The sequence below is a fragment of the Desulfovibrio sp. UIB00 genome, from assembly GCF_022508225.1.
GTDB lineage: Bacteria > Desulfobacterota > Desulfovibrionia > Desulfovibrionales > Desulfovibrionaceae > Desulfovibrio.
In genome coordinates, this window is sequence record NZ_JAETXJ010000002.1 from 294,525 (window position 1) to 308,661 (window position 14,137).

At 57.1% G+C, this 14,137-nt stretch carries 12 protein-coding genes; 3 read left to right on the forward strand and 9 right to left on the reverse strand.

Annotated elements, in window-relative coordinates; translation table 11 throughout:
• Positions 1-42: 42 nt before the first annotated feature.
• Positions 43-390 (forward strand): DVU0772 family protein, encoded by a 348-nt coding sequence (locus JMF94_RS04225; protein WP_240823921.1) that lies wholly within the window; start codon positions 43-45, stop codon positions 388-390.
• A 108-nt stretch (positions 391-498) separates the two neighbouring features.
• Here JMF94_RS04225 and JMF94_RS04230 read toward each other — a convergent pair whose 3' ends face one another.
• From JMF94_RS04230 to JMF94_RS04245, 4 genes are all read right to left on the reverse strand, one after another.
• Positions 499-1,167, reverse strand: a complete 669-nt coding sequence (locus tag JMF94_RS04230) for an amino acid ABC transporter permease (RefSeq protein WP_240823922.1) — start codon at positions 1,165-1,167, stop codon at positions 499-501.
• Complete coding sequence (locus tag JMF94_RS04235) at positions 1,168-1,926, reverse strand: amino acid ABC transporter ATP-binding protein (protein WP_022657985.1); 759 nt, start codon at positions 1,924-1,926, stop codon at positions 1,168-1,170.
• Positions 1,927-1,928: 2 nt separating this feature from the next.
• The gene (locus tag JMF94_RS04240; protein ID WP_192112457.1) at positions 1,929-2,621 is read right to left on the reverse strand and encodes an amino acid ABC transporter permease; all 693 of its coding nucleotides are present in this window, start codon (positions 2,619-2,621) and stop codon (positions 1,929-1,931) included.
• Between the two features lie 84 nt (positions 2,622-2,705).
• Positions 2,706-3,449: an ABC transporter substrate-binding protein gene (locus JMF94_RS04245; protein WP_240823923.1), complete on the reverse strand. Its 744-nt coding sequence runs from the start codon at positions 3,447-3,449 to the stop codon at positions 2,706-2,708.
• A 564-nt stretch (positions 3,450-4,013) separates the two neighbouring features.
• Here JMF94_RS04245 and wbaP point away from each other — a divergent pair.
• Together wbaP and JMF94_RS04255 are read left to right on the forward strand one after the other, a co-directional pair.
• The gene (gene wbaP / locus JMF94_RS04250) at positions 4,014-5,414 is read left to right on the forward strand and encodes an undecaprenyl-phosphate galactose phosphotransferase WbaP (RefSeq protein ID WP_240823924.1); all 1,401 of its coding nucleotides are present in this window, start codon (positions 4,014-4,016) and stop codon (positions 5,412-5,414) included.
• Positions 5,414-6,556, forward strand: coding sequence for a glycosyltransferase family 9 protein (locus JMF94_RS04255; protein WP_240823925.1), 1,143 nt, complete (start codon positions 5,414-5,416; stop codon positions 6,554-6,556). Before wbaP ends, JMF94_RS04255 begins: the two co-directional genes overlap by 1 nt.
• 134 nt (positions 6,557-6,690) lie before the next feature.
• Here JMF94_RS04255 and fabZ read toward each other — a convergent pair whose 3' ends face one another.
• From fabZ to JMF94_RS04280, 5 genes are all read right to left on the reverse strand, one after another.
• Positions 6,691-7,158: a 3-hydroxyacyl-ACP dehydratase FabZ gene (gene fabZ, locus JMF94_RS04260; protein ID WP_240823926.1), complete on the reverse strand. Its 468-nt coding sequence runs from the start codon at positions 7,156-7,158 to the stop codon at positions 6,691-6,693.
• 103 nt (positions 7,159-7,261) lie between these two features.
• Entirely contained in the window at positions 7,262-7,807 is a 546-nt protein-coding gene (locus JMF94_RS04265; RefSeq protein WP_192112461.1) for an OmpH family outer membrane protein, read from the reverse strand.
• A gap of 200 nt (positions 7,808-8,007) precedes the next feature.
• On the reverse strand, positions 8,008-10,497 hold the full coding sequence (locus tag JMF94_RS04270) for an N-acetylmuramoyl-L-alanine amidase (RefSeq protein WP_240823927.1): 2,490 nt from the start codon (positions 10,495-10,497) through the stop codon (positions 8,008-8,010).
• Between the two features lie 201 nt (positions 10,498-10,698).
• The gene (gene bamA, locus JMF94_RS04275) at positions 10,699-13,470 is read right to left on the reverse strand and encodes an outer membrane protein assembly factor BamA (protein ID WP_240823928.1); all 2,772 of its coding nucleotides are present in this window, start codon (positions 13,468-13,470) and stop codon (positions 10,699-10,701) included.
• Positions 13,451-14,137: an ABC transporter ATP-binding protein gene (locus JMF94_RS04280; RefSeq protein WP_022657995.1), complete on the reverse strand. Its 687-nt coding sequence runs from the start codon at positions 14,135-14,137 to the stop codon at positions 13,451-13,453. The genes bamA and JMF94_RS04280 overlap by 20 nt, the downstream gene beginning before the upstream one ends.

The window sequence follows — 14,137 nt, forward strand, 5'->3', positions numbered from 1 at the left end:
CGATAATTGTTATTAATAAATCAAGCACACAAGGAGGAAGCCATGACATCCCTGAAGGATTTTTCTCTTTACAATATAGACTGGAACCTCAGCCCTGAACACGCCGTCACCATGTATCTGGAATGGGGCAATAACGATTGGCATTCAGAATATCCCCCGGTTCGCTCCAAGGAAGACGTATCCCATTACTTTGTGGTGGACAGCTGGCAGGAGCCGCCTGTTATCCGGCTTGTGAAGCGCAATTCTGAAAGAGCGGACGATTTGATTACCGTTCCTCTGCCAGAGGTGCTGATGGAAGATTATCGCAAGGTTCACGGCTCATGGCGCGGCATAAGCGAACCCACGCCCGAAGTGAAGTCCTGGCTCAAAAAGGAGCTTGGGCAGGATTGATGCCCAGCGCAGGGTGCACCTGATGTGCCCAAAGATACAAGAAAATGTTAAAAGGCCCGCGTAAAGCGGGCCTTTCTCGTGACATGGAAAAAAGTCAAAGCGGCGGCGTTAGCGCGCGCCAAAGCCGGGGATACGGTATCTGTCTTCAAGCCAGCGCAGCAGAAACGTTGCCAGCGTGACCATTGCCAGATAGTAAGCGCCCACAGCGATAAAGACCTCAGTGAAGCGAAACGTGTCAGAGGCAACAACCTTGCCTTCGCCCATGAGCTCAAGGCACGTAACCAGATAGGCCAGCGAACTGTACTTGATAAGATAGATGATCTCATTGCCGCAGCCGGGCAGAGCGCGTCTGGCTGCCTGAGGAATGATGATCCACGAGACTGTCTGCCACTGGCTGAAACCAAGCGCTTGCGCGGCGCGCACCTGCCCCTGCCTGATGGAAAGCAGCGCTCCCCGCACGTATTCCGACTGATAGGCGGCTGTGCAGAGTGTGAAACTGGTCAGGGCAGCGCCAAAGGGTGAAAAGAAAATGCCAAGCTTGGGCAGAGCGTAATAAATCATCATCAGCTGCACGGCCAGTGGCACACCGCGTATCAGCGAGGTGTAGCCATTGCCGAGGCGGCGCAGCCAGCGCGGCCCAAAAGCGCGGGCGCAGCCCAGGAGCACGCCGCCCACAAAGCCAAGGCTCCCGGCTGGAATAATGAGCGCAATCGAAACCAGCAGCCCTCGGTTCAGGGCTGGCAGCAGTTCGTTGCTGAAAAAGGCCGTGTCCAGCACTTAGGCCCCCATCTCCAGCAGGCGCTGGCAAAAATCGCGGGTACGCGTGTTTGACCCTTCGGCCAGCAGCACTGCGGGCGATCCCTGTTCAATGAGTTTGCCGTGTTCCATGAAAATAATCTCGGTGGCAAGGGCACGGGCAAAATCCATCTGATGTGTTGCCATGACCATGGTCATGCCGCCGCTGGCAAGGTCGCGAATAACGGCAAGCACTTCGCCCACAAGTTCGGGGTCAAGGGCCGAGGTCGGCTCATCAAGCAGAATAACCTTGGGATCCATGGCGAGGGCGCGGGCCATGGCCACGCGCTGCTTCTGGCCGCCAGAGAGCTGCGCCGGGTACAGGCTTGCGCGGCGGGCAAGGCCCACACGGGCAAGTTCTTCCTGAGCGCGGGCGCGCGCATCGGCAGCAGACATGCCGCGCACCTTGCGGAGGGCTATGGCTACGTTTTCTTCGGCGGTGAGGTGATCAAACAGGTTGAAATCCTGAAAGATCATGCCAACCTGGGCGCGAAAGGCGCAGAGTGCTGCCTTGTCCGTGCGGTTGAGCAACTGGCCTTCAAGATAAATCTCGCCGGAATCCGGGGGAATAAGGCAGTTGATGCTTTGAAGAAATGTGCTCTTGCCCGCGCCGGAAGGCCCGATGAGCACCTTGAGTTCGCCCCGGTTAACCGTAAGACTGCAATTATCCAGAATGGGCTTGCCGCCCAACATCTTGGAAATGCCTTTGACCTGCAATACCGCTTGTTGATCCACGCTCATGCTTATCCCATACCCATGCCTTCCATGCCGATTCCTGAGGAATAGCCGGGCACATGGATTTTTTGTTCCAGAAGACGCAACAGTTTCAGCACCACCAGCGTCAGCACAAAATACAGCACGCCCGCTGTGGCGTAGAGGGCCAGATGCTCGTGCGTTCTGGCCGCCACAAACGAGGTGCGGGCCATGATGTCTTGCGTACCGAGCACAAAGCAGATGGCCGAATCCTTGAGGAGAATAGAAAATTCGTTGGCCCAGCCAGGGATGGAGAGCCGCATGGCCTGAGGTAAAATAATGGAGCAGATGCCCGTGCTTTCGCGCATGCCAAGGGCGCGCGCGGCATTGAGCTGCCCGTGGGGCAGGCTTTCGATAGCGCCCCTGAAAATCTGCGACTGGTAGGCCGTGCTGGTGCTGCCAAGAACGATGCAGCAGATGAAAAATGGATCAATGGAAATACCGATGCTGATGAACAGGCCGTAGCAGAGGAACAGCAGCACCAAGATGGGCACACCTCTGAAAAACCAAACATACAACGCCACCAGCCGTCGCAGCCATGGGCCGCCATAAACCTGGGCCACGGCCATGGGCACGCCAAGCAGCAGACCCATTGTCAGCGACAGGGTGACGTTGCCCACCGTAACCAGACTGCCGGACAGAATGGAGGGCAGGGCGTTGTATACCACAAGCAATGAATTCATGTATGGAGGGTGCCTTTTCCGCACAAGCGCGAACCGTCTGGTTGCAGGCGGTTCGCGCTTGACGTGTGGGCGCTTGCGCGTCCGTTATTTGCTCAGGTATTTCTGCTGCAGTTCTTTCCAGTAGGGGTCGGCCATAAGCTTTTTATAGCCTTCGTTCACCAGCTTCTGCAGTTCCTTGTCGTCTTTGCGCATGGCAACGCCGAAATTGTCGGGTTCGCCGTGGGTGCCGGCCTTTTTGACGGCGCGGCCATTTTCAATGGCGTTGTTGGCGGGGAGTTCGTCCATCAGGGCAGCCTGGATGCGACCATTGAGGAGGTCTTCAACCGCAAGGGGTGAAGACTCGTAAAAGCGCAGTTCAAAAGGATATTTCTTTTCTTCCTGCTCTTTTTTGATGTCGTTGGCTTCAGAGGTGCCGCGCTGCACGCCGAGCTGGATTTTTTTGCTCAGAATATCGGCAGGGGTCAGCTTGGAATCGGCGGGCACAACAAACACGCGCGAAACCGTCCAGTAGGGGTTGGAGAACTGCACAACCTTGGCGCGCTCTGCGGTGATGCTCATGCCGGAGTCAACCATGTCGATCTGCTTGGCGAGCAGGGCGGGGATGATGCCGTCCCATGCCATGGGCTTGTGAACAACTTCAAATCCCATGGTTTTGGCTATCCAGTTCATGGAATCCACGTCAAAACCAGCGGGCTTGCCAGTTTTTTCATCCATGTAGGCAAAGGGCGGATAGTCGGGGTCGATGCCGTTCACATAGGCCTTTTTGGCAAATGCGGGCACGGCGGCCAGTATGGCGGCCAGCAGGGCGCAGACGAGAAGCTTCTTCATGTTCAATTTCCCCCTCGGAAAGGACAGAACGGACATGCGCCGACACTGCCGCCCGGGGCGGCTGGCGCGCATACCTGCGCGGTTGGAATTTATTACCAACGCCGCGCGGCCACTGCAAAACAAGGTCTTTCTGTAACAGAAGGAGGACTGTGACGCAAGGGCGATAGCCCGCGTCACAGGGCCGCCGGGGCAGGGCGGCCCGAAATGTACGAGCCGGTGTCGGCTTTGCCGACCCGAAAGCGAGAGCATTTCGTGAATATGTGTAAGACGCAAGGGCGATAGCCCGCGTCACAGGGCCGCCGGGGCAGGGGCAGCCCGAAATGTACGAGCCGGTGTCGGCTTTGCCGACCCGAAAGCGAGAGCATTTCGTGAATATGTGTAAGGCGCAAGGGCGATAGCCCGCGTCACAGGGCCGCCGGGGTCTGCCAGTATCGCATGGGGGATTATTGTGCTTTGTGAAGAAAGAGAATAACATTACATTGTTTGAGTATCTGTGTTCTCAGCAACAGCGCGGCTTGCCGCGCGTAAACGTGGTGCCGGTCCATTGGCACAGCGCTGCTCCTCATGAAACAATATCCCCTCTGGGTCAGGGCGCTTCTGGCTTGCGGGCTTTCCCCGCAAAAAACCCTGCTTTGTCTTGCTGATCTTTTCACCATCCTGGGCACGGCCCTGGTGGTTTTTCTTGTGCGTGCCGCTTTTGGCGACGTGGATTTTTCACAGTATCGCGGGGCATTGCCCTTGTTGCTCATGGGGCCAGTGATGGCCGCCGGGCTTGGCCTTTATCAAAGCATAAGCCTCCCTCCGCACCGCGAGCTTAAGGCCTTGTTTCAGCTCACAAGCCTCATGTACGGCATCATTCTGGCCGTGCTTTTTCTTTCAAAAGCAGGCGATACCTATTCCCGGATTGTCATTACGGGCAGTTGGCTGGCTACTGTCTTTACCCTGCCGCTCATGCGCAGCTATTGCCGCCGCCTGTTTATGCGCCGCCCCTGGTGGGGCAGACCGTTGATAATTTTTGACAGCGGCAACGCCGGGCGTGACTTCTGGCGGTACCTCAAGCGCCGCCCCGAGCGCGGGCTGCGCCCGGTAGCCATATATTCTTTGCCCACTAACGAGGACGCCGTGCGCAAACTCTTTGCGGAAACGGCGCAGGCAAAGCCAAAGGCGATGGCCATGATTCTGCAAAAGGCGGATCAGGGGCAGAGCCTTGACTATATTACCGAAGCCAGCCGTTATTTTGAGCGCATTCTTGTTGTGCCTTCGTTCAACGATGGCTTCCGCGCGCACTGGCTGACGCCGCGCGACCTTGGCACTGCCGTGGGCTTGCAGGTACGGCAAAACCTGCGCGACAAGCGCCGCCTGCGGGTCAAAAGGTTTATGGATGTGCTGCTCTGCGCCCTTGGCGGCGTGGTGTTGCTGCCCTTTGGCTTGCTGTTGGCATTAGCTATCCGCATAGACAGCAAGGGCCCCGTGTTTTATCGCCAGCGGCGTATTGGCAACGGGGGGCGCGAGATCAGGATTTTCAAGTTTCGCACCATGGTGGACAAGGCCGATATGGTGCTCAGAGAAGTGCTTGAGCACGATCCTGAATTGCGAGCGGAGTGGGAGAAAGACCACAAGCTCAAGCATGATCCGCGCATAACCCGCGTGGGCCGCATTTTGCGCAAGGTCAGCCTGGATGAACTGCCGCAGCTGCTCAACGTGGTCATTGGCGATATGAGCCTTGTGGGGCCGCGCCCCATTGTGCAGAACGAAATTCAGAAGTACGGCCCGGTGTATGAAGAATACTGCATGGTGCGCCCTGGTATTACCGGGCTGTGGCAGATATCTGGCCGTAATAATACCACCTATGCCGAGCGCGTGGCCTTTGACCACTACTATATCAACAACTGGTCTGTCTGGATGGATTTGTGGATACTGGCCAAAACGCTTCCTGTGGTCATAACCGGGTACGGAGCATACTGATGGGAGAACGCGGCAACAGGCTTAACCGTTTGCTTGATCGTTATGCGGGCATACCCCTGGCGGCATGCAGCGCCGTTGCGCGCCTGGGCAAAAAATTTGTGCCCGATGCCGCGCCGCAGCGGGTGGGTTTTATCTGTCTGGGGGCCATTGGCGATCTGTTGCTGCTTTCAGCGCTGATCACAGCTTTGCGCGAGAGATTGCCCAACGTGCATGTCGCCCTGCTTGTGTCCCGCGCCAATGCCGCCACCGTCAGCCTGATCCCTGGTATTGACCAGTACGCGTCTTTTGCGGTGGCAGATGTTTCCGCAATGGCTGCATGGCTGAGAGCGCAGCGCCTGGATGTGCTCATTGACAGCACCCAGTGGGCGCGGCTTGGGGCGATATTGAGCAATCTTTCCAACGCTCGAACCACAGTGGGCTTTGATACGGAAGGGCAGCACCGCGCCTTTGGCTATGACGCCAAGGTGCCCCACAGCAATGACAGGCATGAGGTGGAAAATTTTATGGAGCTGGGACGCGCTCTGTACCCGGATCTTCAAGGTGCGCCGCGCCTGCTTTTGCCGCAGTCGCCTCCGGATGATCTGCCTGAGGAACTTTGCGGCAGGCTGGAACCCACAGGTGAAGTTGGCGATGCCTTGCCGCAGAGGGTTTATCTGCACATGTGGCCCTCAGGCTCCAATGCATGGCTCAAGGAGTGGCCCGCCGACAGTTGGGATGCTCTGGCCAGACTGCTGAGCAGCAAGGGGTTTGAGGTCTACCTGACCGGTGCGCCAGCCGATGCCCCGCGTAATGACGCTTTTTTGCGGGCGCATCCTCAGTGCCCTGCTATTTCGATTGCGGGCAGAACATCACTCGCAGGCCTAGCCTGGCTGTTCAGCCGAGCTACGGCTGTAGTCTCCGTAAACACGGGCACCATGCATCTGGCAGCACTTGCAGGCGCGCCCACAGTGGGGCTGCACGGGCCGACCAATCCCTTGCGCTGGGGGCCGGTGGGGCGTCATGTGCGCGCACTTTTGCCGCACAAGGGGCCATACGCCTATCTCAATCTGGGTTTTGAATATCCACTGCCCCACACCACCTGTCTTGATTCGCTGCCAGTGGAAGATGTGGTGGATGCCTTGCACAGTCTTTCGCTCTTTTAGGGCAACTAGCAGTAAAAAAATCTCCGTTGCGTGTCTGCTTGTAGGCAGATGCCTTGCGCCGGAGGGCAGAAATATTTAAGGGGAAGGGATTAATAATCCCTTCCCCTTAAATATTGCGGTCAACTTTTGTGGAACTAGCTCTTGGGCCTGTCGCCGATGGCGGCGGTAATCTGCGCTTCTGCCGCAAGTTTGCCGTCCACAAAGGCGCGGGCTTCCATCTTGCAGAGCTTGAGCTTCATGCGCAGGTTGCTGCATTCAAGATCAAGCCTGTCGCCGGGAACCACCTGCCGACGGAACTTCACGCCGTCAAGGCCGGTGAAGAGAAAGAGCTTGTCGTCAAGGCTGTCCATGCCGGAAACGGCCAGCAGGCCGCCAGTCTGGGCCAGAGCTTCCAGAATGAGCACGCCGGGCATGATGGGGGCACCGGGAAAATGTCCCTGAAAGAAAGGCTCGTTGAACGTAACATTTTTATAGGCCCGGATGTGTGAGCCTGCTACGCATTCCACAACCCTGTCCACCAGCAAAAAGGGGTAGCGGTGCGGCAGCAGGCGCAAAATGCGCTGTATGTCCATGCCCGTATTCTGGGGGGCGGTTTCCTGCATGGGGGCCTCCTGATGAGTTGTTCTTCCCCGCCTGTTGGCGGCATGAAAAAAGGCCTCTCGCCCCATCCGGGTTGAGAGGCCTGAGAATTAACGACTGAGGGCTTTATTTTTTGCCGCTCTTGTCGTTGGCTTTTTCTTTGTAGATCTTGTTCACTTCGGCCAGCACGTCCTGGGTCAAATCCATGGACTGGTCGGCGTACAGCACGCCACCGGCGGTGACGTCCACCACAAAGTTAAAGCCCTTGGCGCGGGCTACTTCATAGGTGGCGCTGAAAACCAGGGTAACCATATCCTGGCGAAGCTTCACTTCTTCCTGTTCAACCTTGCGCAGGAAGTTGCGGGTCTTCTGATCCAGATCCTGCTTGGAGCGGATGAAGTCCAGCTTCTTTTCTTCGCTGGCCTTGGGGTTTTTCAGAGCATCGGCCTTTTTCTTCAGCGCTTCGCCCTGTTTTTCAAGTTCGTTACGTTCAGTGCCGAACTTGCTTTCCATTGTTGTTTTGGCGGCCTGGGCAGGGACGCTCTGCGTCGCCACGGTCTGCATGTCAACAACACCGATCTTGGCTGCGGGTACGGCGCCGCCGTCTGCAGCATAGACTTGCCCGGCAAGCAACAAGCCAACCGCAACAGCCGTCATCAAAACCTTGCGCATGAAAGTTCTCCTTCCCCAATGCTGATTTGTTATGTCGTCCTTGCGGAACTGGGATGACCCGCGCGCCGTAAGAGAAGATGCCACTGCTGTTTGCAACTGTTCAATACACTTGGAAAAACAGCTATAATTATCAGACGCGCCCAAAGGAACAGTCATTTGCTATGATGCAGGCCGGGGACACGTAGTTGAAATTACTTGCCTCACATAGCACCAGCGCCTTCTTGCGTCAAGGAATTCTGGACAGTCCTGCGCTTAAGAAGCTTGTCCTTGTACGCAAGAATGCCCTCGGCAAGCCCCTCGGCCAGGGTCATGCGGTATTTGGGCGTAAGAAGCCGTGCCGCTTCTTCCCTGTTGGTGCAGTAACCAATTTCCACAAGTACTGCGGGCATTTGTGCGCCAAGCAGAACAATAAATGGCGCAGATTTGATGCCATTATCCTTTGTATCATACTGGCGGCGCTTCAAACGGAACTGTGAAAGCCGCTGAATATCTTGCGCCAGATGGCGTGATTCGTCCACCCTTGCATTGAGCATGACATCGGCGAGCATTTTCTGCATATCTCCGAGTCGGTGGTCGCCGTCAGCATTTTCAAGGGTGGCAAGGCGCGCTGCCTCAGGATTACTGGCAATATCGAGGTAATACGTTTCAAAGCCCTGCACGGAAGGATCATCATTGGCATTAACGTGGATGGAAACAAAGAGATCAGCCCCGGCGGCGTTGGCCATGGTGGTGCGTTCTCGCAGCGAGATATGCTTGTCGGCAGTGCGGCTGTAGACAACCTCCAGGCCATTGGCCTCTAGCAACCGTCCCAGGGTCAGGGCCACGTCAAGGGATACGATGCGCTCCAGCACTCCGTTGTGATTGGTGCCTGGGTCGCGCCCGCCGTGTCCGGCATCAATGAATACCGTGCGCACCGTCAGGCCGAGCTGGCGGGCCATATCGCGCACCAGACGCGGCGAAGGTGGTGTTGCGGGCGGGGTGCCGCTGGCTTCAGCCAGCGTTGCCGGATTTTCCGCTGCGGGTTGCGCATCGGCAAATCCGGCTTTTGCGTTGCTGACAGGGGGTAACTGCGTACTGCCGCCAGCCACCCGCAGGATAATGCGGCAAGGATTGGTTTCTGTACGGGCATCAAAGCGGCGCGCATCCTGAAAATTGAATTGCAGCACGGTTTCGCCACCCTTGCTGTCGCTCACGCTCATGCCCTTGAAGAGGCTGCCCCTGATATTCACGCCCTTGCGAATATCCTTTTCCACAGAGGCATTTTCCAGAGCGACATGTAAAGATGCCTGCTCAGCCTTGTTCTTGCCTTTGGCGCTGCCAGTGTTCAGCTTTGCCGTGTAGCGGGCCGGGGCGCTCAGCTCAAGAACAATCTCCACGCTGTTTTTGCTCAGCGAATTCCAGGAAAGGGACTGAACCACCGGGCGGGCAACCTGCGGCGCATTGCCAGCCTTGCTGGCTGTGGCGCCAGGCGCACCTGTGAGGCGGTTGCGCAGGGTTTGCGCTTCTGCCACCATATCACCGCCGGAATAGAGGGCCATAATAGCGTCGAGCAGTTCCAGAGCTTCTGAGGTCTGGTTCAGGCGGTCTGCCTCAATGGACGCGGCGCGGAGCAGCGAGTCGTCAGCCAGGGCGCTCTTGGGAAATTCCTGGGCAAGCTTGAGGTAGAGGTCCCGCGCCTGACGGTATTCATCTGCAATGTGTGAACAGTCGGAAAGGGCTTCCTGACTTGCAGCAGCGCGGAACAGCGCACCGGGAGAAATGGCCCAGTCTTTACGGCTGGTATAGATGCGCAAAAATTCGGCGGTCAGTTCTTCCCAGGGCTGACGCCAGCATGATCGGACTTTGTCGGCGCGCAGGGCATCCATTTTCGCTTTGGCTTCCCGGTAACGGGGCAAAAGTTCCGCTTGCGGCAGGGGTAGCAAAGCCGAAGCCTTGGCAAGCTGACCTGCCGTCGTATCGGTGGTGCCAGATGTGGAAGATGCGGCTGTACTGGGGGTGGGGGCAGAAGACCCCTTTGCGGGAGATGCCTCGTCCTTGGGTTCCTTGCCATCGGTGCTGGAAACCCGACGCGCCTCAGGAGCGGTGCGCCCATTGGCAGCAGCCTGAAGCGTTTTTTCCAGGGCCTGAGCCTCCTGAATCATATCGCCCTTGGGGTACTGGGCTTTGATGCGCTCAAGCAGGGCCAGTGCGCCCTTGTCGTCCTTAAGCCATGCGGCGCGCAGCTTGGCCGCGCGAAACAGGGCGTCATCGGCAAGCCGACTGTCAGCATGGCGCTGGGCGACAGCTTCATAACACTCAATGGCCTTGCGGGCATCAGCCTTGGCAAACGAGCGGCGTGCCAGCTCTTCCAGGCTTTCCGCAGCGCGAAACAGAGCCGCAGGGCGGTTGGGCCAGCCCGGGTCGGCATCATAGATGGCGCGAAACTCCGCAGCCAGATTTTCCCACGGTTCACGCTGGCCCGAACGTTTTTCATCCTGCCGCAGGGTTTCAATATTAGCCTTGGCAAGATCGTAGCGCTTGCCCGTTGGCGGCAAGGAAGTATAGCCGGAGTCGTAAAAGCAGACGACCATCAGGCACAAAGCAACCAGAAAGGCCAGAGGCGGAACAAGTCTGCGCATCTGGTTGTTGCCAGTTGGTTCGGAAGCCTTGGGCTGGGCTTTTTTTCCGGCCACGGTTTTTCCTTTTGCCATGATGGTGTCGGTAATTTGACTCTTAAAGTTTTGCCTGCGTTATTATTAGCATATTGTATGCCAGCGGCGCAAAGATGGCAAAACTCCCTCTTTGCTGGCTGATAAGCCTTGGTATGTGCATGAAAAAAGCAGCGCGCCGGATACACAGAAAACTGTGCCTCCGGCGCGCCGAATCTTTGCCGCAAGCGGCAGAAGTGAGGGCTAGAAGAACTGGCCCATGCTGAATTCTATGCGACCGGATTCGCGTTCCTTGTCGTAGTCCTGAACCAGCGGGATACCGTAGGCGATACGAAGGTCGCCCATGGGCGAACGCCAGCGCAGTTCAAGGCCCGTGGAGCAGACGATGTATTTGTTGAGGTCGTTGCCCATGGTCTTGCTGTCGATGTTGTAACCAGTATCAAAGAAGGGAACCAGAGCAAGGCCAAGCTCCTTCTGGAAAGTCCAGATGTATTCAAAGTTGGCAACACCCATGCGGTCGCCGCCGATCTGGTCGCCGTTGTATTTGTAGTCGCGGGGCGAGAGGTCGGAGAAGGAGTAACCGCGAATGGTATCCATGCCGCCAACCCAGAAGCGTTCAAACACCGGGACGTTGGAATTGGTGTTCTGGTACACGCCGCCCAACCGGCCACGGACGTGGATGGTGTTCTGCGGGTTGAAGGACCAGAAGCCCTGCCAGTCGGCCACAGTCTTGATAAAGTTGTCTGTGCCGCCGAGGCCGCCGCCGCCGTATTCAGCCCACAGGCGCGCAATGGTACCCTTGGTGGGACGTTCCTTGGAGTCCGTAGTGTCGCGCAGGATGCGGCCAGAAATGGCGCTTGTCCAGTTGGTGCCCTTGTAGTCGCGAATGTACGGAGAAGCATTGTCGTCCACATCGTAAAGAACATAGCGTTCCAGACGATAACCGCCGCCTACGCTGGTATATTCACCAATGGGGTACGACAGGCGAATCGTGTCGCCGATGGTGTCCTTGGTAAAGTTATCCCAGTAATCGTGCGTATAGTACAGGTCGTTGCCGACGGAGAGATCGGTATCATACAGGCGCGGGTTGGTGAAGGACAGCACGCCCGACGTACGGCGCCAGGAGAAGAAGCCCTGCAACTGCAACCAGTAACCGCGACCAAAGAGGTTGCGTTCCATGACGGAGGCGGTAAAGCCCACGCTGTAGTAACTGGAGTAGCCCACGCCGCCCATGATGGCGCCGGTATTGCTTTCCTTGACTTTGACCTTGAGGTCAACTTCGTCTTCGTTTTCCGTGGGGATCAGTTCCATATCCACGGCAGAGAAGAAGTGCAGACGGTTCAGGCGCTCGTTGGAGCGACGCAGCTTGGCGCCTTCGTACATGTCGCCGTCACCCAGGCGCATTTCGCGCAGAATGACGTTGTCGCGGGTTTTGGTGTTGCCCTCAACAGACAGACGGCGGATGAAGACCTTCTGTTTTTTGTTGATCACATAGCCCACGTCCACCTGGTCGCTGCCGTCATCGGCCTTGACGACCTTGGTGTCCACTTCTGCGAAAGCATAGCCGTAATCGGAATAGTAGTCGGTCAGGCGTTTGGAGTCTTCCTGCATGACCGTGAGGGAGAAGTACTTGTCGGACTTTTTCCAGTCGTCCATCTGCACGACTTCAAGCATCTTGTCTTCGCTGTCGATAACATCGCCCGCAAAGACCACGTCGCGCACGGTATAGCGAGGACCTTCGTGCACGTTGAATGTGATGTAGATGCCGTCATCGCGGTATTCAACGGTGGGCGCAGCCACCTGAATGTCCACGTAGCCTTCGTTAAGGCCAAAGGCGGCGATGGCGTTGGTGTCGCGCTCCAGGTATTCGTCCTTGAGCACGCCGGTACCCGTCAGCCACGAGAACATGCCGCGCGTCTTGAGGGCCATGTATTTGTCAAGATCGCCGCGATTGAGCTTGTTAAGGCCTTCAATCTTGACGTCCCTGATATAAAGCTTGTTGCCTTCGGTAACGCTGATTACCAGCACTGCGCCTCGGCCACCCTGACGGTCTTCAAGACGGTAGGTGACCTTGGCAAGGTAAAAACCTTCCTTGTGGTACAGTTCGCTGATTTTCTGGAGGTCGTCCGAAAGCACCTGTTCGTTCAGAACACTGCCGCTCTTGGTGCCCATGGCTGCCAGCACGTCGTCCTTGCTGACCTTGTCCGAACCGTCAACAACGATGTTGTCGATGCGGGGCTTTTCAACCACGGTGAACACAAGCACGTTGCCTTCAAGTGTGGCCTGCACATCGCTGAAGTAGCCCATATCCCATATGCGCTTCACTTCTTCGTTGATGGCCGTGGCATCGGGATTGTCGCCCTTGCGGATGGTGAGGCGCATGAGCACGGTATCGGGGTCAAGCACCTTCATACCGCGTACCTGCACATCGGCAAGACCGCCGTGGGCAGAGGTGGGGGCGTTCATGGGAACAAGGGTCGCCGGGGCATCGCTCTTTTTGGGCGCGGCCTCGGCGGCGGTGGTGGTGGCGGGATTGGCAATTTCTGCCGCACGTTTGGCCAGCACAGCGGCGCATTCGTTCAGCGAGGTTAGCGAATTGCGCTCAAAACCGGCGGGGACGGCTTCGCCCTCATAGACAGGCACAATGCGCGTGTCCATGGAAAAACCCTGACCAAGCTGGTTAAACTTGCCGTAAATAACCATGCGTGCTCCGGCCTTGCGGCCAAGTTCGCGCGCGGTGGCAAGGTCAATGGATTCACCGCTGTTGCGCTGCAAAACGCGGGCGGTTTCCATGGGAACAGTGCGCATGCCGTTCTGCTTGAGCTGATCGGCAATCGCCTGAGGCACATCCTGCGAGGCGTTGGGCATTTCCGGCCCTGCGTTCACCTGAAAGGGCAGAACAAGCACAAGTGCCCCTTCTGCCGCTACGGCTCCACCTGGAAGCGCCAGGGTGGCGCAGGCCAGCACGGCAAGGCACAGGGCTTTGCACAGTACGTTATTCAAAAATCTTTTCATACAATGTCCCCGCTTTCAGTTCCAGGGTTCTGCCCATGCCTGCGGCCAGCTCTCGGTTGTGCGTTACAACAACGAGGGTCATGCCCAATTCACGGTTGAGTTCGTTCATGAGAGCGCCCACCTGCGCTCCCGTAACTTCATCCAGATTGCCGGTGGGCTCGTCAGCCAACAGAACGCGCGGTCGCATAAAAACCGCGCGCGCAATGGCCACCCGCTGGCGTTCGCCGCCCGAGAGAGTGGCGATCTTGCTTTCCATACGCGCCGATAGCCCCACGCGGTCAAGCATTTCACGCGCACGGCTCATTACGGCGCTTTGTTTAGCACCGCCAATAATTGCCGGCATTGCCACATTTTCGAGGGCTGAAAATTCCGGCAGCAGATGATGAAATTGAAAAACGAAGCCCAGAGTCTTGTTGCGAAAGGCAGCTTTCTGGTCAGCGCTCATGAGCGCCATGTTGCGCCCTTCAAAACATATCTCGCCCGTACTTGGAGTATCAAGTGCACCCATAAGATGCAAGAGGGTACTCTTCCCGGAACCGGACTGTCCAACGATGGCGAGCATCTCGCCTTCTTCCACAACCAGGTTAATATCCTTGATAATCTCGGTCTCTTCACCGGGTGTGGCAAATTTTTTGCCCACATTTGAAAAAGTATAGAGTGCTGACAT

Coding starts and splice junctions, on each gene's coding strand:
- bamA (WP_240823928.1), bottom strand. CDS start 13,470: ATGAAAAGATTTTTGAATAACGTACTGTGCAAAGCCCTGTGCCTTGCC.
- JMF94_RS04245 (WP_240823923.1), bottom strand. CDS start 3,449: ATGAAGAAGCTTCTCGTCTGCGCCCTGCTGGCCGCCATACTGGCCGCC.
- JMF94_RS04235 (WP_022657985.1), bottom strand. CDS start 1,926: ATGAGCGTGGATCAACAAGCGGTATTGCAGGTCAAAGGCATTTCCAAG.
- JMF94_RS04240 (WP_192112457.1), bottom strand. CDS start 2,621: ATGAATTCATTGCTTGTGGTATACAACGCCCTGCCCTCCATTCTGTCC.
- wbaP (WP_240823924.1), top strand. CDS start 4,014: ATGAAACAATATCCCCTCTGGGTCAGGGCGCTTCTGGCTTGCGGGCTT.
- JMF94_RS04280 (WP_022657995.1), bottom strand. CDS start 14,137: ATGTCAGCACTCTATACTTTTTCAAATGTGGGCAAAAAATTTGCCACA.
- JMF94_RS04270 (WP_240823927.1), bottom strand. CDS start 10,497: ATGGCAAAAGGAAAAACCGTGGCCGGAAAAAAAGCCCAGCCCAAGGCT.
- JMF94_RS04225 (WP_240823921.1), top strand. CDS start 43: ATGACATCCCTGAAGGATTTTTCTCTTTACAATATAGACTGGAACCTC.
- fabZ (WP_240823926.1), bottom strand. CDS start 7,158: ATGCAGGAAACCGCCCCCCAGAATACGGGCATGGACATACAGCGCATT.
- JMF94_RS04265 (WP_192112461.1), bottom strand. CDS start 7,807: ATGCGCAAGGTTTTGATGACGGCTGTTGCGGTTGGCTTGTTGCTTGCC.
- JMF94_RS04255 (WP_240823925.1), top strand. CDS start 5,414: ATGGGAGAACGCGGCAACAGGCTTAACCGTTTGCTTGATCGTTATGCG.